This is a genomic window from Oceanicoccus sp. KOV_DT_Chl (assembly GCF_900120175.1).
GTDB lineage: Bacteria > Pseudomonadota > Gammaproteobacteria > Pseudomonadales > Dasaniaceae > Oceanicoccus.
On record NZ_FQLF01000002.1, the window covers coordinates 541,815 to 562,112 of the forward strand.

At 47.6% G+C, this 20,298-nt stretch carries 18 protein-coding genes and 4 pseudogenes; 11 read left to right on the forward strand and 11 right to left on the reverse strand.

The annotated features are described in order from the left end of the window. Nucleotides 1-22: 22 nt before the first annotated feature. The 5 genes and pseudogenes from UNITIG_RS06165 to zapE form a co-directional block, all read right to left on the reverse strand. On the reverse strand, nt 23-2,092 hold the full coding sequence (locus tag UNITIG_RS06165; protein WP_101757594.1) for a ubiquinol-cytochrome c reductase: 2,070 nt from the start codon (nt 2,090-2,092) through the stop codon (nt 23-25). Continuing rightward, complete coding sequence (gene petA, locus UNITIG_RS06170) at nt 2,092-2,694, reverse strand: ubiquinol-cytochrome c reductase iron-sulfur subunit (RefSeq protein WP_101757595.1); 603 nt, start codon at nt 2,692-2,694, stop codon at nt 2,092-2,094. The genes UNITIG_RS06165 and petA overlap by 1 nt, the downstream gene beginning before the upstream one ends. Before the next feature lie 327 nt (nt 2,695-3,021). Next, entirely contained in the window at nt 3,022-3,414 is a 393-nt protein-coding gene (gene rpsI / locus UNITIG_RS06175; RefSeq protein ID WP_101757596.1) for a 30S ribosomal protein S9, read from the reverse strand. 12 nt (nt 3,415-3,426) lie between these two features. Continuing rightward, the gene (gene rplM / locus UNITIG_RS06180) at nt 3,427-3,855 is read right to left on the reverse strand and encodes a 50S ribosomal protein L13 (protein ID WP_101757597.1); all 429 of its coding nucleotides are present in this window, start codon (nt 3,853-3,855) and stop codon (nt 3,427-3,429) included. Between the two features lie 250 nt (nt 3,856-4,105). Beyond that, a pseudogene (gene zapE, locus UNITIG_RS06185) lies at nt 4,106-5,217 on the reverse strand (cell division protein ZapE). A gap of 181 nt (nt 5,218-5,398) precedes the next feature. On the opposite strand from zapE, the gene UNITIG_RS06190 reads away from it, so the two are divergent. Next, nucleotides 5,399-5,875: a YhcB family protein gene (locus UNITIG_RS06190; protein ID WP_159931103.1), complete on the forward strand. Its 477-nt coding sequence runs from the start codon at nt 5,399-5,401 to the stop codon at nt 5,873-5,875. A 23-nt stretch (nt 5,876-5,898) separates the two neighbouring features. Here UNITIG_RS06190 and UNITIG_RS06195 read toward each other — a convergent pair whose 3' ends face one another. Continuing rightward, nucleotides 5,899-6,660 carry a Nif3-like dinuclear metal center hexameric protein gene (locus tag UNITIG_RS06195; protein WP_101757599.1) on the reverse strand — a complete coding sequence of 254 codons (762 nt, stop codon included), beginning with the start codon at nt 6,658-6,660 and terminating at the stop codon, nt 5,899-5,901. Between the two features lie 164 nt (nt 6,661-6,824). Here UNITIG_RS06195 and UNITIG_RS06200 point away from each other — a divergent pair, with 164 nt between their 5' ends. Together UNITIG_RS06200 and UNITIG_RS06205 are read left to right on the forward strand one after the other, a co-directional pair. Further along, a complete protein-coding gene (locus UNITIG_RS06200; protein WP_101757600.1) occupies nt 6,825-7,964 on the forward strand; it encodes a trypsin-like peptidase domain-containing protein in 1,140 nt (379 codons plus the stop codon). A gap of 19 nt (nt 7,965-7,983) precedes the next feature. After that, the gene (locus UNITIG_RS06205) at nt 7,984-8,766 is read left to right on the forward strand and encodes a TSUP family transporter (protein WP_101757601.1); all 783 of its coding nucleotides are present in this window, start codon (nt 7,984-7,986) and stop codon (nt 8,764-8,766) included. A gap of 18 nt (nt 8,767-8,784) precedes the next feature. Here UNITIG_RS06205 and hisD read toward each other — a convergent pair whose 3' ends face one another. The 5 genes from hisD to UNITIG_RS06230 form a co-directional block, all read right to left on the reverse strand. After that, nucleotides 8,785-10,089: a histidinol dehydrogenase gene (gene hisD / locus UNITIG_RS06210; RefSeq protein ID WP_101757602.1), complete on the reverse strand. Its 1,305-nt coding sequence runs from the start codon at nt 10,087-10,089 to the stop codon at nt 8,785-8,787. Next, nucleotides 10,090-10,728 (reverse strand): ATP phosphoribosyltransferase, encoded by a 639-nt coding sequence (gene hisG / locus UNITIG_RS06215; RefSeq protein ID WP_101757603.1) that lies wholly within the window; start codon nt 10,726-10,728, stop codon nt 10,090-10,092. It abuts the gene before it with no gap. A gap of 55 nt (nt 10,729-10,783) precedes the next feature. Then, a complete protein-coding gene (gene murA / locus UNITIG_RS06220; protein ID WP_101757604.1) occupies nt 10,784-12,046 on the reverse strand; it encodes a UDP-N-acetylglucosamine 1-carboxyvinyltransferase in 1,263 nt (420 codons plus the stop codon). A 53-nt stretch (nt 12,047-12,099) separates the two neighbouring features. Further along, nucleotides 12,100-12,333 (reverse strand): BolA family protein, encoded by a 234-nt coding sequence (locus UNITIG_RS06225; protein WP_101757605.1) that lies wholly within the window; start codon nt 12,331-12,333, stop codon nt 12,100-12,102. A 196-nt stretch (nt 12,334-12,529) separates the two neighbouring features. Continuing rightward, entirely contained in the window at nt 12,530-13,252 is a 723-nt protein-coding gene (locus UNITIG_RS06230) for a phospholipid-binding protein MlaC (protein ID WP_101757606.1), read from the reverse strand. Between the two features lie 203 nt (nt 13,253-13,455). On the opposite strand from UNITIG_RS06230, the gene UNITIG_RS06235 reads away from it, so the two are divergent. The 8 genes and pseudogenes from UNITIG_RS06235 (at nt 13,456) to ptsN (ending at nt 20,223) form a co-directional block, all read left to right on the forward strand. After that, a complete protein-coding gene (locus UNITIG_RS06235) occupies nt 13,456-14,448 on the forward strand; it encodes a calcium/sodium antiporter (protein WP_101759205.1) in 993 nt (330 codons plus the stop codon). Between the two features lie 16 nt (nt 14,449-14,464). Further along, nucleotides 14,465-15,434 (forward strand): annotated as a pseudogene (locus UNITIG_RS06240) (KpsF/GutQ family sugar-phosphate isomerase). A 175-nt stretch (nt 15,435-15,609) separates the two neighbouring features. Beyond that, nucleotides 15,610-16,110 (forward strand): LPS export ABC transporter periplasmic protein LptC, encoded by a 501-nt coding sequence (lptC, locus tag UNITIG_RS06245; protein ID WP_101757607.1) that lies wholly within the window; start codon nt 15,610-15,612, stop codon nt 16,108-16,110. A gap of 143 nt (nt 16,111-16,253) precedes the next feature. Next, nucleotides 16,254-16,886, forward strand: coding sequence for a lipopolysaccharide transport periplasmic protein LptA (gene lptA / locus UNITIG_RS06250; RefSeq protein ID WP_101757608.1), 633 nt, complete (start codon nt 16,254-16,256; stop codon nt 16,884-16,886). After that, nucleotides 16,864-17,589: an LPS export ABC transporter ATP-binding protein gene (lptB, locus tag UNITIG_RS06255; RefSeq protein WP_101757609.1), complete on the forward strand. Its 726-nt coding sequence runs from the start codon at nt 16,864-16,866 to the stop codon at nt 17,587-17,589. The genes lptA and lptB overlap by 23 nt, the downstream gene beginning before the upstream one ends. A gap of 166 nt (nt 17,590-17,755) precedes the next feature. Next, nucleotides 17,756-19,257, forward strand: a pseudogene (locus UNITIG_RS06260) (RNA polymerase factor sigma-54). Nucleotides 19,258-19,413: 156 nt separating this feature from the next. After that, nucleotides 19,414-19,722, forward strand: a complete 309-nt coding sequence (gene hpf / locus UNITIG_RS06265; RefSeq protein WP_101757610.1) for a ribosome hibernation-promoting factor, HPF/YfiA family — start codon at nt 19,414-19,416, stop codon at nt 19,720-19,722. Nucleotides 19,723-19,774: 52 nt separating this feature from the next. Next, a pseudogene (ptsN, locus tag UNITIG_RS06270) lies at nt 19,775-20,223 on the forward strand (PTS IIA-like nitrogen regulatory protein PtsN). Nucleotides 20,224-20,298 lie beyond the last annotated feature (75 nt).

Sequence of the window (20,298 nt, forward strand, 5' to 3'; positions counted from 1 at the left end):
CAACCGACAACTTTAACTAAAGTCAGTGAACATCCTTCCAGTATTCGCGGTTTAACAAATAGGTAAACACGAAGAATAAAGCGATAAACAACAACACATAAACACCTAAGCGCTTACGATCCTCTGCCATTGGCTCAGCAACATAAGCCAAAAAATTAACCAGATCGTAGACCGCCTGATCAAATTCCTCAGGTGACATAGCGCCTTCCTGAACGACTTTGATGCGACCACAAGGGTTTAGCGCATGACCATCGGCATCGAATAAAACTTCTTCACCGGTGAGTTCATCACGCTTGATACCACCATTAGCCGCATGAGACGAACCCGGTGCGCATTCGGTAACACCCTGTAATTCAAGCAATACATGGGGCATACCGACATCTTTAAAAACCTTATTATTCACACCGTAGGGACGGCTGGGGTCAGTGTGAAACGTGCGCAGATAGGTATAAAGCCAATCGGGATTACGCGAGCGAGCGACCAGAGTTAAATCCGGTGGCGCCGCGCCAAACCACTTTTTTGCCAGCGCTTCCGGCATCGCGTTTTCCATCAAATCGCCAATTTTGTTACTGCCATTGATTTGATTCGACATACCTTCAAACTTTAGATGCTGCTCAAACAAATCTACCGGCACACCGATATCATTAGCGGTACGCTCATAACGAGCGTATTTCATGGAATGACAACCCATGCAGTAGTTCATATACATTTGGGCGCCGCTTTGCAGCGACGCCTTGTTGTTTGCATCGACTTCAATATGGTCCAGTTGGACGCTTGGCCCCTCAGCACCCACCGCCTTCAGTGGCAGCACCGTCAACGCCGCGATCAAAAAGAATACACCCCAGGCTTTCCAGAAACCCATACCGCCATCATCGGTGGTGCGCTCTGGTACTGGCGTGGTCTTCTCAATCGATGTCCATACTGGCATAAAGATAAAGAAGCCGAAGTAAATCACAGTACAGATCTGTGCTAGCAAAGTACGCTCAGGGGTTGGGCTCTTAACACCCAGCACACCGAGGATGATAAAAGACGCAGTAAACACCACTAACATCACTTTACTGGCCAAACCTTTATGGCGAATTGACTTCACCGGGCTGCGATCGACCCAAGGCAATACAAACAGAATGGCTACCGATGCCGCAAAGGCGATAAAGCCTAACAACTTATCGGGAACCGCTCGCAGTACCGAATAGAAAGGCGTGAAGTACCACACTGGCGCGATGTGCTCAGGTGTCTTCAAAGAGTTGGCAATTTCAAAGTTTGCATACTCTAAAAAGTAACCACCCATCTCAGGCGCGAAGAAAATAATCGAGCAGAAGGCAAATAAGAATACCGCCACCGCCTGCAAATCATGCACGGTGTAGTAAGGGTGGAAAGCCACACCATCTAACGGAATACCGTTTTCATCTTTCTTCTTCTTGATATCAACGCCATCGGGGTTATTTGAACCCACTTCGTGCAATGCTAATAAATGTAATACTACCAGCGCCAACAAGATGATCGGCAACGCCACTACGTGTAAGGCAAAGAAACGGTTCAGGGTAATACCGGAGATCAAAAAGTCACCCCGAATCCACTGCACGATATCTTCACCCACCACCGGGATAGCACCAAATAAGGAGATGATTACCTGCGCACCCCAGTAAGACATTTGACCCCAGGGTAATACATAACCCACGAAGGCTTCAGCCATCAGTGCAACGAAAATAACCATACCGAACAACCACACTAATTCGCGCGGCTTTTGGTATGAACCATAGAGCAAAGCACGGAACATATGCAGATAAACCACCAGGAAGAACGCGGACGCGCCAGTGGAGTGCATATAGCGAATAATCCAGCCGTAATCGACATCACGCATGATGTACTCGACGGATTTAAAGGCCTCTTCAGAACTAGGGGTATAGCTCATCGTGAGCCAAACACCGGTCAGTAACTGGTTAATCAATACCAGCAGCGATAACACACCAAAGAAGTACCAGAAATTAAAGTTTTTAGGCGCGTAGTAGGCACCCATATGGGTATTCCAGGCGCGCATAATTGGTAGACGATCGTCAACCCAATCTCTCAACCCAACTAACATATTGATCATTAGACTGTCTCCTGGTCGACGCCGATAACAATCACGCTATCGCTTTCAAAGGAATAAGGAGGTACTAGCAAGTTAGCCGAAGCAGGCACACCTTTATAAACCCGGCCAGACAAATCAAACATAGAACCGTGACAAGGGCAAAAGAATCCACCAATCCACTCACTACCGTCTGATGTTGGCACCGTGCCGACTTCCGGACGATATTTGGGCGCGCATCCCAGATGGGTACACAGGCCCACTAACACCATAAATTCAGGGTTAATTGAACGCTCAACCCCAGCGGCATACTCGGGCTGCTGAGTCACAGCTGCAGATTCCGGATCTTTTAGTGATCCATCCAATCCCTTCAAGTCCGCTACAGCTTGCGCAGTACGACGCACCACATACACGGGCTTACCACGCCATTCAACGACTTTCATTTCACCAGGCTCAAGCTTACTAACATCAAACTTAACTGGTGCACCAGCGGCTTTCGCCTTGGCACTGGGGTTCCAGGAACCCACGAAAGGCACAGCAACACCTACTACTCCAGCAGCACCCACAACCGAAGTTGATGCTGTTAGAAAGCGTCGCCGCGTAGTATTAACACCGTCATTACTCATGACGCATCTCCCCTACAAATCTGCAATATTTAAAGCTTACCGCCGAGTAACAAGTCACCAAGCCGTAAACTATTGAAAAGCTTTCGAAAACCGCCAATCTCACGATTCAAGTGGGGCCAAATAGTAAAGAAGTTGGCCACTGCTTACAAGAATTAACCCTAGAAAATTCAAGGGCTTCGCGATATATATTCAATAATTGGTCAGGTTTTTCAAATCATTGACTACCACCAGTGTAGCAGTCATAAAAAAACGCCCAGACTGAAGCAATCGTGGACGTTTTTCTGTGGCTGGATGAGCCAGTCAACCAGCCAGCCAATACACCAACAATTAACGCTTGGAGAACTGTGGCTTCTTACGTGCTTTACGCAGACCGACCTTCTTACGTTCAACCTCACGAGCATCGCGAGTAACGAAGCCTTCAGCGCGAAGTGCCGCACGTAATGTTTCGTCATACTGCATCAATGCACGAGTGATACCGTGACGAATAGCACCGGCCTGACCGAAGCTACCACCACCAACAACCGTAATGTTAAGGTCGAATTTTTCATTCATCTCAACCAATTCAAGTGGCTGACGAACGATCATGCGAGCAACTTCACGGCCAAAGTACTGGTCTAAAGTGCGTTTATTAATAGTAATGTTACCGGTGCCTGATTTAAGGAACACGCGGGCGGTAGAGGTCTTGCGACGGCCTGTACCATAATATTGAGTAGCTGACATAAGACTTATCCGTTATACATTCAATGGTTGTGGCTGTTGAGCAGCATGAGGATGCTCTGAACCTGCGTAGACTTTAAGCTTCTTGAGCATAGTGCGACCTAACGGATTATGAGGCATCATACCTTTAACCGCGATCTCTATTACACTCTCAGGGGCTTTATCAATGAGCTTGTCGAAGCTGATTGATTTCAAGTTACCAACATAACCAGTGTGACGGTAGTACATTTTGTCTTTTGCTTTATTACCCGTTACCTGGATCTTTTCGGCATTAACAACAACGATATAATCGCCCGTATCAACATGCGGAGTGTATTCCGCTTTGTGCTTACCACGTAAGCGATGTGCGATTTCTGTAGCCAAACGACCCAGGGTTTTGCCATCGGCATCAACCACGAACCAATCACGCTGTACAGAATCCGGCTTTGCACTGAAGGTTTTCATCTTACTTCCTCAACCTATGAGGGGTGCTACTAGCTTTAGAGCTGGGACCCGTATTTATAGAGGCGCGAATTCTACAGATGAGGCTAATTTTTTACAAGGGGTATTTAGGTGTTAACAAGGGGTTTAGCAGCTTAATCACCACTTTAATCAGCCAATTAGCGGAGAGATTGCAGCAGAAGCCGAAAAGCGGCTACTAAAAGCCAGCTTCATACTGATTCTACCACCCATAATCCGGGCCTCGACCCTGATGCTAGGGCCGATGACCTTTCGCTAAATAGTCATGGGACTGCATTTCCAGCAAGCGGCTTTGGGTACGCTCAAACTCGAAATTCAGCTTGCCACCGGTATAGAGATGACTTAGCGCCACTTCGGCAGACAACACCAACTTAACGTTACGGTCGTAAAACTCATCGACCAAATTAATAAAACGACGAGCCTGATCATCGGTACTCACAGACATCTGTGGTACCGCACTAATCAACACGGCATGAAACTCACGTGCCAGCTCAATATAATCATTTTGACTGCGCGGGCCATCACAAAGCTCTTTAAAATCAAACCACACCACATCATCGGAAACACTACGAGCAACAATCGGGCGCCCTCTACCTGCAACGACTCATTGTGAAGAACATGCTCAACATCGGGATTCAAACTGGCGAAAGATTTAGCCAGACTAGCATCCGCCTCCGCGCCCAAGGGATAGTGATACAGCTCAGCCTGCTCCAGAGCGCGCAACCGGTAATCAATGCCACCGTCAACATTAACCACCTCGGTATGTTGATTGATTAGCGCAATAGCCGGTAAAAACCGCGCGCGCTGCAAACCGTTTTTATATAAACCGTCAGGTACAATATTAGAGGTGGCCACCAGAGTGACCCCATTAGCAAACAGCTGCTCAAATAAGCTCCCCAAAATCATGGCATCAGTGATATCCGAAACAAAGAACTCGTCAAAACAGATCACTCGAGCTTCCGAGGCCAACTGTTCAGCTATAGACGTTAAAGGATTTTTTTTACCTGCCGAGGCCTTGAGTTCGTTATGCACCCGCTGCATAAAACGGTGGAAGTGGGCGCGCATTTTTTGCTCAAAGGGAAGGGAGTCGTAAAAGGCATCCATTAAATAGGTTTTGCCGCGCCCTACGCCGCCCCAAAAATACAAACCCTTCACTGGCTGCTTTGGTTGATCCCCCTGCAAGCCAGCGAATAACCGTTTAACCCAGCTGCCATTTTGCTTGGGTGATTCAGCCGCCAGCAAGCGCTCGTATAAATCCTGTAATAAATCCACCGCCCGCTCTTGCGCCGGATCATAGGAAAAATCCGCCTGGGTCAAATCTGACTGATAACGCTGCTTGGGTGTCATACTATTAATAACTTGCTGTTTTTGACTGTGACACAGGTAAACCTAAGGGGCGCCACTTTACCGAGATCATTTGCTATTGGCAATCTATCAAAGTTACCGCACAATCGACACTTCAGCGTCGACCGCTTCGGCGTTATACTACTCGCAACTTGCAACTATAAAGGTTTATCACGTGTATTCTTTGGAATTAGTAATTACGGTTGGACTTGCTGCCACAATCATTGGCGCACTGATTGGTTTTTTTATCGCACAAAAAACAGCCCCTTCACAACAGTCACAAAAACTGATGGAGACTCAGCTGAAAGAAATGCAATTACAGCAGGAAAATTATCAACACGAAGTGGCTGAACACTTTGTTGAAACGGCAGACTTATTAAATCACCTGACCAATAGCTACCGAGATGTCCATAACCACTTGGCCAAAGGCGCGCAATCACTTGCCGGCGAGCATGCCAGTGAAAATTTAAAAGCAATACCCGTTACCACCTCGACCGCCAAGAAAAAACCGGACACTGTAGAAGAACATACCATGCCACCACTGGACTACGCCCCCAAGACACCCAATCAACCCGGTATGCTTAATGAAGAGTTCGGACTGGAAAAAACCAAGCGACAAGAAGAACTGGAAGTTATTCTTAGTTCTGAAGACCGGATGTAATCACTAACACCCGGACCTTACCTTCAAGCTGGACTATCAATATCAATATACTGATAGTCCAGATCAAATTTTTCAGCGAGATACTCGGCTACAGCCTGCACCCCATAGCGCTCAGTGGCATGGTGGCCAGCGGCAATGTAATGCACCCCCAGCTCGCGGGCATCGTGTACGGTAGCTTCCGATATTTCACCGGACAGATAGGCATCAACCCCACGCGCCGCCGCCTGCCCAAGATAGCTTTGTGCACCACCAGTACACCAGCCAATGGATTTAATCAGATGATCACCAGCATCGACTAACAACGGCTCGCGCTGCAATACTCGCCCTATCCGCTGACAAAAATCCTGGGCTGACATCGCTTCAGCCAGATACCCGATATTACCCACCGAATTTGGATTCCCCATCTCCAGACCATCGGCAATGGTAATGCCCAGCAACTGCGCCAAGCGCGCATTGTTTCCTAGCGTCGGGTGAGCATCCAGCGGTAAGTGATAGGCAATCAAGTTAATGTTATGTTCCAGCAAGGACTGGATTCGACGAAATTTTACTCCGGTAATACAGGGATCTTCTCCTTTCCAGAAGAAACCATGATGCACCAGAATTGCATCCGCTTTTTGCTCTATCGCTCGCTCGATTAACGCCTGGTTAGCGGTCACACCTGCCACTAGCGTGCTAATTTTTTCCACCCCCTGCACTTGCAAACCATTAGGGCAATAATCACTAAACTCACCCGGAGTTAGTAACTCGTTACAGCACTGCAATAACACTTGGCGATCAACAGACATAGTAGGCTTCCAGAAAAGAGTCATAACCGCGACAGTAATTCAATGAAACAAATAATTGCAGTACGCAGCGATTCACAATTAATGGTAGGCTACAGCAACTTACTAAAATCTCAAGCGCCAGACTAAACGCTAGCTCGGCTCGGCAATAGGGACAACACCAAATCATGAAGGCGGTTTTTCAATTCTTACAGTGGCCCGTTATTTGTGGACTATTGGCTGCGATTATTATTCTGGACCACTTTCCCTCCCTTTTTGGCATCGATAACCATAACAATCAAAGCCAGCAAATTACTGCACCAGCAATGTCGCAGGGACCATACTCGTACTCACAGGCGGTGATGAGCGCAGCACCTGCAGTAGTTAACATCTACACCAGCAAACTGGTCAAAGAGCAATTGCCACCGCAATTTAGTGACCCCTTTTTTCGTTATTTTTTGCAGCGTAACAATATCCGGCAGAAAGAAAGGGTACAGCGCAGTTTGGGCTCGGGAGTAATTATCAGCCCCGAGGGCTATTTACTCACTAATCACCACGTTATCAATGAAGCCGATGAGATTTTGGTATTACTTCAGGATGGTCGCGAAGCTTTAGCTACCGCCATTGGCAGTGACCCTGAATCAGACCTGGCGGTACTGAAAATCAACCTGGATGATTTGGAAAGTATTCCTGTGGGCGACCCTGCTTCGGCAATGGTAGGGGATGTAGTCCTCGCCATTGGCAATCCTTATGGCTTTGGGCAAACAGTCACCCAGGGCATTATTAGTGCCACTGGCCGCTATGGCTTAAAACTCAGCACCTATGAAAACTTTATCCAAACTGATGCAGCCATCAACCCCGGTAACTCTGGCGGTGCGCTCGTTGATGCACAAGGTAATCTGTTAGGGATCAACACCGCCATCTATTCCAAAACTGGCGGCTCTCAAGGTATTGGGTTGGCGATCCCTTCAGACCTGGCGCTACGCATCATGTCCGACTTGGTCCAGTACGGCAAAGTCATCCGCGGCTGGCTAGGCATTGAAGTACAAGCCATACCTGCAGCGTTAGCACAGGCAAACCAACTACAAGGTAACAATGGCGTGGTCGTTACCGGCACTTATCCAAACGGTCCCGCTGATCAAAGCGGTTTAATTAGCGGCGATATCATTACCCGTATTAATAACCAGCCGGTCGGCGATGGTCATGCCGGCATGAACTTTATTGCGGCCACCAGGCCCGGTGAATCCGTTGCTATCGAGATTATCCGTCAGGGCCAAAAGATGAAGATAGACACTGCCGTAGGTACACGCCCCGAAGCCGAAAATTAATACCGACAGGTAGCTGGCAATGGAACTCGATCTAGTCACTTTGCTAGGCTTGGCGCTAGTCGGACTGCTGGCGGGAACAGTAGATTCCATCGCTGGCGGCGGCGGTTTAATTACCTTGCCAGCGCTACTTGCTACCGGCATGCCGCCCGCAGCCGTACTGGGCACGAATAAGCTGCAAAGTTGCTTCGGTGCTTTTTCAGCCACCCGTTATTTTTTTAAGCAGGGACTCATTGATTTAGTCGCCATGCGGCAGGCGATTATCTGTACGTTTGTCGGCAGCGCAATCGGAACGCTGACGGTACAAGCGATCGACAGCACCTTACTCAGTAAAATGCTGCCATTCTTATTGATGATTTTTGCCGTATATTTTTTGCTAACCCCCAGACTAAACGAAAGCAGCTCCCAGCAAAAAATATCAACATCGATGTTTGGTTTTTTTATCGGCAGCAGTATCGGCTTTTACGACGGTTTTTTTGGCCCCGGCACCGGATCCTTTTTTGCTATCGCTTTTATTTTTTTGCTGGGCTATGGGACTACGAAAGCGACCGCTAACACCAAGCTTCTGAACTTCACCTCCAATATCGCTTCGCTGATATTTTTTGCGCTGGGCGGTCACGTTGTCTGGACGATAGGCTTAACCATGGCGGTAGGCCAGGTCATTGGTGGCCGAATCGGTTCAGGGTTAGTCGTTAGTAAAGGTGTGCGCATAGTAAAACCGTTATTGGTCTCGGTCTCACTCATTATGTCACTACGATTGCTGCAGCAGGATTATCCAGAATGGTTCAGCGCATTCACATTTTAAAATGCCAGCGCAAGAAAATTATTTTTTAATACGATATTCCGCAGAACGAGCGTGGGCAGTCAAGGATTCACTGCGCGCCAATACCGAAGCAATCTTACCTAATTCGGAAGCACCTTCAGCAGAACAGTGAATAATCGAGCTACGCTTTTGAAAATCATAAACCCCCAGCGGCGATGAAAAACGCACCGTGCCGGATGTAGGTAATACGTGATTGGGGCCAGCACAATAATCGCCCAGCGACTCTGAGGTATAGCGTCCCATAAAAATCGCCCCAGCATGCTTGATGTGCGGCAATAATTGATCCGGATTTTCTACGGATAGCTCCAAGTGCTCTGGTGCAATACGATTACAGACTTCTACCGCCTGCGCCAAATCGGTCACGGTGATTAATGCGGCACGATTCTTTAGTGACTCAGTAACAATGTCTTTACGCTCCAGTGTAGGCAGCAGCTTTTCAATACTTTGTTCAACCCGCAGGATAAAACCCTCATCAGGACAGACCAAAATTGACTGGGCATCTTCGTCGTGCTCAGCTTGTGAAAACAAATCCATCGCAATCCAGTCCGGATCGGTTTGGCCATCACAAATCACCAAAATCTCTGATGGCCCGGCAATCATGTCCAAGCCGACCTGACCAAATACCTGACGCTTGGCAGTCGCCACATAGATATTGCCCGGCCCGACGATTTTGTCCACCTTGGGGATAGACTCAGTGCCATAGGCCAGCGCCGCTATCGCCTGCGCACCACCCACTGTAAATACCCGATCAACACCGGCTATTGCGGCCGCCGCTAATACGATGTGGTTAAGTTCACCATCAGGCGTAGGGCTGGTCATAATAATTTCACTGACGCCCGCTACCTTGGCCGGAATCACATCCATCAATACCGTAGAAGGATAAGCCGCTTTACCACCGGGTACGTAAACGCCGATTTTTTCCAGCGCGGTAATTTGTTGCCCCAGTACCGTGCCATCCGCTTCGGTATAGCGCCAGGATTCCTGTTTTTGATGTTCGTGATAACGCCGAATTCTGGCCGCTGCTTGTTCCAAAGCCGCGCGCTCTTCCACGGATATTTTCGCCAGTGAGTCGGCAAGCTGTTGTGCCGACATTTCTAACACATCCACCGAGGCTGCATTCATCCGATCAAAGCGATTGGTGTACTCCAACAACGCTTTATCACCATCCGCCTTGACCGCGGCAATCACTTCACCAACCACAGTCACTACCGCCGCGTCAGATACAGACTCCCAAGCCAGTAGCTGATTCAGCCGCCGCTCAAAATCTGCAGCGTTTGCATCTAATTTGGTGATATTCAGTGACATTTACTTTGCTGCCTCAACCGCCTGCCGCAAGCTTTCAATTAATTGTTTGATTCGCTGATTTTTACGCTTCATCGCGGCTCGGTTGACCACTAGCCGCGAACTAATATCTGCAATTAAATCACGCGGCTCCATGCCATTCGCTCGCAGTGTATTGCCGGTATCAACAATATCTACAATCATGTCAGCCAAATCCATAATAGGCGCCAACTCCATCGCACCATATAATTTAATAATATCGGCTTGAATACCGCGCTGAGCACAATATTGTTTGGCGATATTGGTAAATTTAGTGGCGATACGAATACGTCCTTTAGGTAATGCTCTATCGACCATTGCCGCTGTCATCAACCGACACTTTGAAATATTTAAATCCAGAGGCTCGTATAAGTCGGCGCCACCAGCTTCTAACAGCATGTCTTTACCAGACACGCCCATATCAGCAGCCCCATGTTGCACATAGGTTGGCACATCGGAACCGCGAATCACCAATAACCGCACATCAGGCTGATTGGTTTCAAAAATAAGTTTGCGACTCTGGCTAATATCTTCAGCTGGCTCAATACCTGCTGCAGCCAGTAGAGGCAGCGTTTCTTTTAAAATTCGGCCTTTGGTTAAGGCGATAATAATTTCTTGATCCATAATTTTGCGATAAATATTGTCGTTGCCAGCACCTGCTTCCAGACACCGGACAGAATTAATTTGGCAGGCGACGAATATTCGCCCCCAATAATTGTAATTTCTCTTCAATACATTCGTAGCCACGATCAATGTGGTATATCCGATCAATCACCGTATCTCCTTCCGCTACCAACCCAGCGATGACCAAACTGGCTGAAGCACGTAAATCAGATGCCATTACCGGTGCAGCTCGTAACTTCTCAACACCTTCAATGATTGCCGTATTGCCCTCGATGGAAATACGAGCGCCCATCCGGTTCATTTCCTGAGTCTGGTTGAGCCGATTTTCAAATACCGTTTCAGTCACACGACTAGTACCAACAGAAATCGCATTCATGGCGGTAAACTGCGCCTGCATATCCGTAGGAAATGCCGGATAAGGTGCTGTTTTAATATTGACTGCTTTCGGTCTACGACCTTCCATATCCAACGTAATCCAATCTGGACCGGTCTCAACTTTAGCGCCAGCTTCTTCCAACTTAACTAATACCGCCTCTAATATATCCGAGCGAGTATCTTTCAATTTAATACGACCACCAGTGGCTGCCGCCGCTACCAAATACGTTCCAGTTTCAATACGGTCAGGCATTACTGCATAGGTACAACCATGCAAACGCTCAACACCTTCAATAGTAATAGTCGGCGAACCATGGCCACTGACCTTACCGCCCATGGCATTGATACAGTCAGCCAGATCTACCACTTCAGGCTCACGCGCTGCATTTTCAATGACGGTAGTTCCTTCAGCCAGAGCTGCCGCCATCATAATATTTTCAGTGCCGCCGACCGTAACGGTATCCATCAGGATATGCGCGCCTTTTAAGCGACCGTCCACTTTCGCGCGAATATAACCTTCGTCTACTTCGACAACTGCCCCTAGCGCTTCCAGACCTCGCAAGTGCAAATCAACCGGACGACTACCTATCGCACAACCACCAGGGAAAGATACATTAGCCTCGCCAAAATGCGCCAGCATCGGCCCTAACACCAAAATCGAGGCGCGCATGGTTTTTACCAATTCATAAGGTGCGGTCAGGTTTTGAATGGTATTGGCCTGCACTTCAATCGATAACTTTTCATCAATCACCACATCCACTCCCATACAACGCAGTAACGCGATCATGGTGGTAATGTCGTGTAAGTGGGGCAAATTGCTGATAGTAATGGGCTCATCGCACAGCAAGGTGGCAGCCAATATAGGCAACGCAGAGTTTTTGGAGCCGGAGATCCTAATTTCTCCATCCAATCTAGCGCCACCTCTGATTAACAACTTATCCATCAACAATACCTATTTATTGGGTGTGCGACTTTACTCAAGAGCCTAGCAAGCATTTACTCAGCAGCTTCGGAGCGAGTTTTAGTCTTCATGTTCACTGCATGTACGGTGCCATCAGCGATCTGGGCATTTAAGCCGGCATAAACCAGTTGCTGTCTTTTCACGGCATTTAAACCCTCGAAAACATCACCAACGACGACTAAATCAAAATGGCGGCCATCGCCCGTGACTTCAATATCACAATCAGGCAAATGCGCCTGTAGAATTTCTTTAACTTGTTCCGGCTGCATAATTAACTCCAATTACCTACAGACAGCGATTGATCCCAAAGCAAAGATTAGCAGAGTATCATCGATTAATAATCGCGTTTTGGGGGGTCGAATTGAACTGATCGCCACACAACACAATAGCAGGGGTAGAAAGGCGGGGAATTGTACGAAAATCACCAGCCAATAGCGAGGGGGAAAGCCGAAAAGGCCAGAGGTATTAACCCTCAGCCTCGGTATCACTGTCGTCGGCGGCATTGCTGTCTGCACCTGGTTCAACCGACCAGTTATCTATGACTTTATCAATATCACCCTGATACTGACGAACAGCGGAACTAAATTGGCTCTGGTATACCTTGCCCAAATTAATCGCCTCGATGGTGACATTGCGCAACTTCCAGTCACCCTTACTGTTCTGGCGCATCTTATATTGCACCTCGTAAGGCTTCTCGGCATCGCCATGAATATGCTGAATTACAGTAACACTACCTTCACCTTCAACATCACTGGCTGCCGGTAGCACTTCAATTTTATTACCATTAAAGGCCAACAGCCCCTTGGCATAAGTTTGCACCAAACCATCTTTAAAGGTACTGCTAAAACGTACCATCCGCTGCTTGAATGCCTCTTTTTCGGCACCGGTTTTGAGCGCCATATAGGCTTGCTTACTGGCATAAGGTCCCATCACACCCCGGGCAAAACTATTGAAGTCCACCACATCGGAAAGCACACCTTCAATTTCGTCGTAAAAACGCTGCGGCTCTTTGTCATAATAAACTTGCGCTTCCACAATAATTTTCATCACCCGGTCAGTCGTAGCCTGTACCACTTGATGCGCGGTTAAGTCTGCCTTTTCCTCAGCCTGTAACCAGCCAGCACTTGTCGCTAAAGCCACCACAGCCAGGCCCAACAAACTTGAACGCAGTGATTTAAATAACCTCATAATTCTCTTCCCAAATAAAAACACGGCTTAACTTGCAGCCTTAAAATCCGACTAATGTAACGAAAATCTCCGCTCGGTAAAAGTAAACTTTCATCGCTGATTATTTTTAGCCACATTAAATCCTTTATATCTGATTTTAGGCCGATATAATGCAGCCTCATTTTACCTCGGCCAACACAGGCCCAAACAGACAGAAAACCTCTATGACGACAGCTATTTTTGCCATTCTTGTTGGTTTTGCCGGACTTATATGGAGTGCCGACCGCTTTGTCGCTGGCGCTGCGGGGATTGCCAAAGGACTGGGTATGGCGCCCATAATGATTGGACTGACTATTGTCTCCATAGGAACCTCCGCACCAGAAATTATCGTATCAATCAATGCTGCACTAGAGAACTCTGGGGCTTTGGCAGTAGGCAACGCGATAGGTTCAAATTTAGCCAATATTGGTTTGGTACTGGGTGTAACGGCACTGATTGCCCCCATCCCGATTGCCAAAGGTCTGATCAAACGCGAAATACCTCTGCTGTTAGCAGCCACTCTCGCCGTCATCTTTTTTGTCAATGATAATTATTTGAGTATGTCTGACGGCGTCATTTTTCTACTGATGCTCGCCGCCATTTTTTATTATTTAGTCACCAGCAAATCTCATCAACCGGATGCAGAACATGAAGCCGATGTTGAAAATATCCCTGATATCGACAGCAAAAAAGCCTGGCTGCTGTTTATCATTGGCTTAGTGCTGCTGATTATCAGCTCTCGCATTTTGGTGTGGGGAGCCAAAGACATTGCCGTATCTCTCGGGGTCAGTGAATTAATTATCGGCCTCACCATCGTCGCAGTGGGTACCAGCCTCCCTGAGCTGGCTGCTACGGTTGCCAGCGCTCTGAAAGGCCATCACGATATTGCAATTGGCAATGTCATCGGCTCTAACCTATTCAATTTATTAGCGGTGATGGCGATGCCGGCACTAATCAATCCAACCGCATTAGAACCCGAAGTATTTAATCGCGACTATCTTGCGATGACGGCAATTACACTGTTGTTAACCGCACTGCTATGCGCCCATTATTTCTTCACGCCCGATCGAGCTAAACAAACTGCGTCCACCAGCGTCGGTCGTATTGGTCGAGTCGAAGGCGGGCTACTACTATTAGTCTATGGTGCTTATTACTACCTGCTGTTCCCTATGAGCTAATTTCCGGACCATCACTATGTCAACGACTAGTTACAAGCAATCAGCCATCCGCACAATCACAATGGAACGGGATGCTGTTGACCAATTGACCCATCGCATTGATGCCCAATTCGACAAGGCCTGCGAGTTAATGCTCGCCTGTAAGGGCGTGTAGTGGTTACCGGCATGGGGAAATCAGGGCATATCGGCACTAAAATAGCGGCAACACTTGCCAGCACCGGTACCCCTGCCATGTTTGTTCACCCAGGCGAAGCCAGCCATGGCGATATGGGGATGATTACTGCCAATGACGTTGTGCTGGCGCTATCTAATTCCGGCAGCACATCCGAAGTGGTTACACTGCTACCGCTACTAAAAAGAATGGGCACTCCACTTATCAGCATGACCGGCAATGCCGACTCGATACTATCAAAAACCGCCGATGCCAATCTCGATGTCAGTGTGCTGCAAGAGGCTTGCCCGCTGGATTTAGCACCTACTTCCAGCACCACCGTCACATTGGTCATGGGTGACGCCTTAGCCATCGCACTACTGGAAGCGCGCGGTTTCAGTGCTGAAGATTTTGCATTTTCTCACCCGGTGGAGCGCTGGGACGCAGACTGCTACTCAAAGTTGAAGATATCATGCATACCGGCAGCGAAATCCCGGCTGTTAACCCAGAGACCAAACTGAGTGACGCGTTGATGGAAATCACCACCAAAGGGCTTGGAATGACCACCATTCTCGATAGCGACGGCAAGCTAATCGGTATTTTTACCGATGGTGATTTGCGACGAACACTGGATCAAAGTATCGATATTCATAACACGCTGATTGCAGACGTCATGACCCGCAACTGCAAAACGGCCAACGCCAATATGCTAGCAGCTGAAGCGCTGGCGATCATGGATAATGGCAAAATCAGCGTACTAGCCGTAGTTGATGAGAACAACCAACCTGTTGGCGCAATTCATCTACACGACTTATTAAAAGCTGGAGTGGCTTAATTCAATCAATAACCAGTAGATACTGAAGCTAAACTGCAAGACACCCTACGCAGCAACCACTTCAGCTATATTGAAGACCACGACACGGGGAACTTTACCAAGCAAACAGTTACAATAACTATAACGACTTGGCCTTCACCTCATTTTTTGAACTCATTGGATAGCGCTCAAGCTTATGCAGCTGCTGAATAGACGACGTAAAAATACTCTGGGTTTGGTCATCGCCAGCTTAATACTTGTGGTGTTTTTATTTATTTATTCTGATACCGGCAGCCCGCCGGCATTCAACGAAACTGCTGACGAAAACCGGGGCTCGGAATTTTATCTCATCCACGCGGCAAGTCGTCAATATGACGAAGCGGGCAATATAGACACCACTATTAATAGCAGCCAGATTAAACACAACCCAGTGAACAACAGCATCAAAATAGCTGATCCCCTGATTATTCTTCACGATCAGGGCTTAACGCAATGGCAGATTAGCGCCCAATCCGGCGTAGTCTATAACGAAGGTGAGAAAATCGATCTAAGTCAACAGGTCGTTATTGTCAGCAACGACGAAACCACATCGCTAAAAACACCACAGCTGTTTATTTATCCAAATCAAAAACTTGCCGATACTGAGCAGCCGGTAACATTGCATAGCGCCAACGGATTTACCCGCGCATTGGTATGAGTGCAAATCTTGCCAATAAGTCAATTACATTACTCCATCAAGTAAGAGGCCAATATGAACCTGATCGCAAAAATAGCGAAGCCCCCTCGATTGACTCAACGCTATAGCCACCCTCATACTCATTAAACCAATAAGTAACCATTATGACCCAATTGATACTCCAACTTACCACACTAAGCCTCATCGGCTTCCTAGTAAGCCTGCCGACTCAGGCCTTGCCAGAAGATAGCGGGCAGCCAATCAATATTGAAGCTGACCGTGCCAGTCAGACAACCAAAAAGAATATTGAACTAACCGAGTACGTAGGGAACGTGCAGATTATTCAAGGCTCACTTAAAATAAATGGGGATCATATTATTATTCGCAGTGAAAACCGTCAGGTAATATCAATGGAGGCAAAAGGCAACCCAGTGTTTTTTGAACAACAGTCTGATCCCACCAAACCACCAATGAAAGCTAACGCAAGCAAACTTGTCTACCAGCTTAATAAAAATTTAGTAGTACTAAGCGGCAACGCCAGCATAAACCAAAATGGCAATATCGTTAGCGGGGAAAAAATCGAATACAATACGTCATCGGAACAGGTAAAAGCGAGAGGCAGCAAAAAAGAGTCTACCCGTGTGCGCATGGTGCTGGTGCCGGAGCCCAAACCAGACAATACTGATACGCCAACCACTACCGCTGTTGAGACTAAAGCAACGACTGAAGCCACAACCGCACCTGATTATAATCAAGCAACACACAAGGACACTGATGGCAGTTCTGAAGGCCAATAATCTCGCCAAAGCTTATAAGGGCAGACCGGTAGTCAAAGATGTATCCCTTGAAATTCGCAGCGGACAAGTGGTGGGGTTACTAGGACCCAATGGCGCCGGTAAAACGACATGCTTTTATATGATCGTGGGTATTGTTAGCGCAGATAGCGGTAATGTAATGCTCAACCAAACAGATCTAACCGGCCTTTCCATGCACGGTCGTGCGCGCGCTGGTCTTGGCTACCTCCCTCAGGAGGCCTCTATATTTCGCAAGTTATCAGTGGCCGATAACATTAGCGCTATCCTGGAAACCCGCAAAGACCTCAATCGTCAGCAGCGCAAAGATAAACTGGAGAAACTACTACAGGAATTCCACATCACCCATATCCGCAATAGTCTGGGTATGGCTCTATCGGGCGGCGAGCGGCGACGAGTAGAGATTGCGCGGGCGCTGGCCACAGAGCCCTCCTTTGTGTTGCTGGACGAACCGTTTGCCGGGGTTGATCCAATCTCGGTGACGGATATCAAGCAGATCATCAATCATCTTAAAGATATGGGTATTGGTGTCCTTATCACCGACCACAATGTACGCGAAACGCTGGATATTTGTGAGAAGGCCTATATCGTCGGCGAGGGCTATATAATTGCCGAAGGTGATGCTCAAACGGTACTCAGCAACCAAAAAGTACGAGATATTTACCTCGGCCATCAATTTGTATTGTAAAATTTGGGACTATTACGCAAAATCGGTATAAGGATTGCTTGTAGCAAAAACCATAGCTACACTGCCAGTAAGATTCGTTAAAACCCATATCTCTAAATATTCAGTTAATAATCTAAAACTACTGAAAAAACAATGAGATATGCAGTATGGGTACACCCAACAGCCTATGAAACAATCGCTACAGCTTAAAATTGGCCAACAGCTGACCATGACGCCTCAGCTGCAGCAGGCCATCAAGTTATTACAACTTTCCACGCTTGATCTGCAACAAGAGATCCAACAGGCGCTCGAAAGCAACCCGATGCTGGATGCCAACGAAGAGCTTGAACCAGAGACCGTTAGGGACGCGAACACAGAAGCCAACGAACTGGTCGACTTCAGCCAAAGCACTGAAACCAAATCCAGTAGTAATGAAGACTCGGAGGGTCCTGCCGCTGATAGCGAATGGCAGGACAGTATTCCTGAGGAGCTGCCTGTAGATACCCAATGGGATGACGTCTACCAGTCCAGCAGCCCCGTCAGCAGCCAATCCTCAAGTGATAGTGGCGACTACGATTTCGACTCCCGCAACAGCGTCACAGAGTCCCTTCAGGACCACCTCCAGTGGCAATTTAATTTAACCCGCATGTCAGACACTGATCGCGATATAGGCATAGCCATTATTGATGCCATCGATGAAAACGGCAGGCTCACGCAAACACCTGACGAACTTCACAGCAGCCTGGTGAAAGATAATGCCGAAATAGAGCTGGATGAAGTCATAGCAGTGCTACATTGTATCCAGCAATTCGACCCTCCAGGTGTGGGTGCCGTGGATTTGCAAGAATGCCTGATGATTCAGCTCAAGCAACTGTCTAGTGATACCCCGTGGCTAAAGGAAGCCAAGCAAATTATCGACCGCCACTTATCTTTATTGGGTAACCGCGACTATGCACAACTGATGCGCCGTACCAAGCTCAAAGAGCCTCAACTCAAAGAGGTATTGGCACTTATTCAAAGCCTCACACCCAACCCGGGCGAGATTATTACGTCGGACAAAACTGAATACGTGGTACCCGATGTCTATGTCAAAAAAATTAAAGATCGCTGGGTGGTAGAACTGAATCCGGACATAGCGCCCAAATTACGGATTAACTCGGATTACGCCGCGTTAGTAAAAAGGGCCGACAACAGCGATGACAACAATTATTTACGCGACAACTTACAAGAAGCACGCTGGTTTTTGAAAAGCCTGCAAAGCCGCAATGAAACCTTAATGAAAGTAGCTACCAAAATTGTAGAACACCAACGTGGCTTTCTGGATTACGGTGAAGAAGCGATGAAACCACTGGTGCTGCACGATATTGCCGAAGCGGTTGAAATGCATGAATCCACTATTTCCCGCGTGACAACCCAAAAGTACATGCACACCCCCAGGGGCATTTTCGAGCTAAAGTATTTTTTCTCCAGCCATGTCAATACCGAGTCTGGTGGAGAATGTTCATCCACAGCTATCCGCGCCCTGATCAAGAAACTGGTCGCTGATGAAAACCCGAAGAAACCGCTCAGCGATAGTAAAATTACTTTAGTATTAGGCGATCAAGGTATTCAGGTCGCCCGACGGACTATTGCCAAATACCGGGAGTCATTGATGATACCGCCTCCAATGAACGGAAGCGCTTGGTATAACATTTAACCAGCACCCCGCTCTTGGCCAGCACCAGTCAGTCATATCTTTGCTATAGTGAATGTAAGAAGAAAAAATTAATACCGATAAGCCTTTTTTGACTCGACAGCTAGGTACTCAAAGGAGTACCTTTATTAGCACAACTAGAGGAGCAGCTTATGCAAATTAATGTTAGCGGACACCACGTAGAAGTCACCCCCGCACTGCGCGAATATGTAAATACTAAACTCTCTAAATTACAGCGACATTTCGATAACATAACCAACACTGATGTAACTCTTACCGTAGATAAGCTAGTACAAAAAGCTGAGGCCTCTGTCCATGTTGCTGGCGCAGATTTATTTGCCGCCAGTGAGTCTGAAGATATGTATGCAGCAATCGACAATCTCACTGACAAACTAGATCGCCAGCTACTCAAACACAAAGAAAAAAACATCAATAGAAAACAAGGTGCAGCATTCCGCTAACGCTGCGGATAACGCGCCTATTCAACCTAAATAAGTACCGCAGTAATCAAACATGCAATTAAATTCCATCCTAAGCCCCGGTCGCACCCTTTGTGGTGTACCGGGCAGTAGTAAAAAACGCGTTTTGGAAAATATCGCTCAGGTCATTAGCGAAGACATCCCAACATTAAATCCGGATCAGTTATTCGACCACCTCATCGCCAGAGAGCGCCTGGGCAGTACGGCCTTGGCCATGGAATTGCCATCCCCCACTGCCGCATCCCCAATTGCGATCAAATACTTGGCACACTGATTAAACTTGAACAAGCAGTAGACTTCGACTCTATCGACAGCAATCCTGTCGATTTACTATTCGTGCTACTGGTTCCTGAACAAGCGCATGACGAGCACCTTAAAGTCCTCGCCAAAATAGCCGAAATGTTTAATGACGAGGGCTTCTGTCAACAGTTACGTGAAGCTGACAATAGCGAAGCACTTTATGCCCTGGCCGCTACCCACTAGCCAAAAGAAATCATTGCCAAACCAAACAGTCATTTGATAGCTTAACCACTTAGAAAACCCTATAGTTCGCGACCG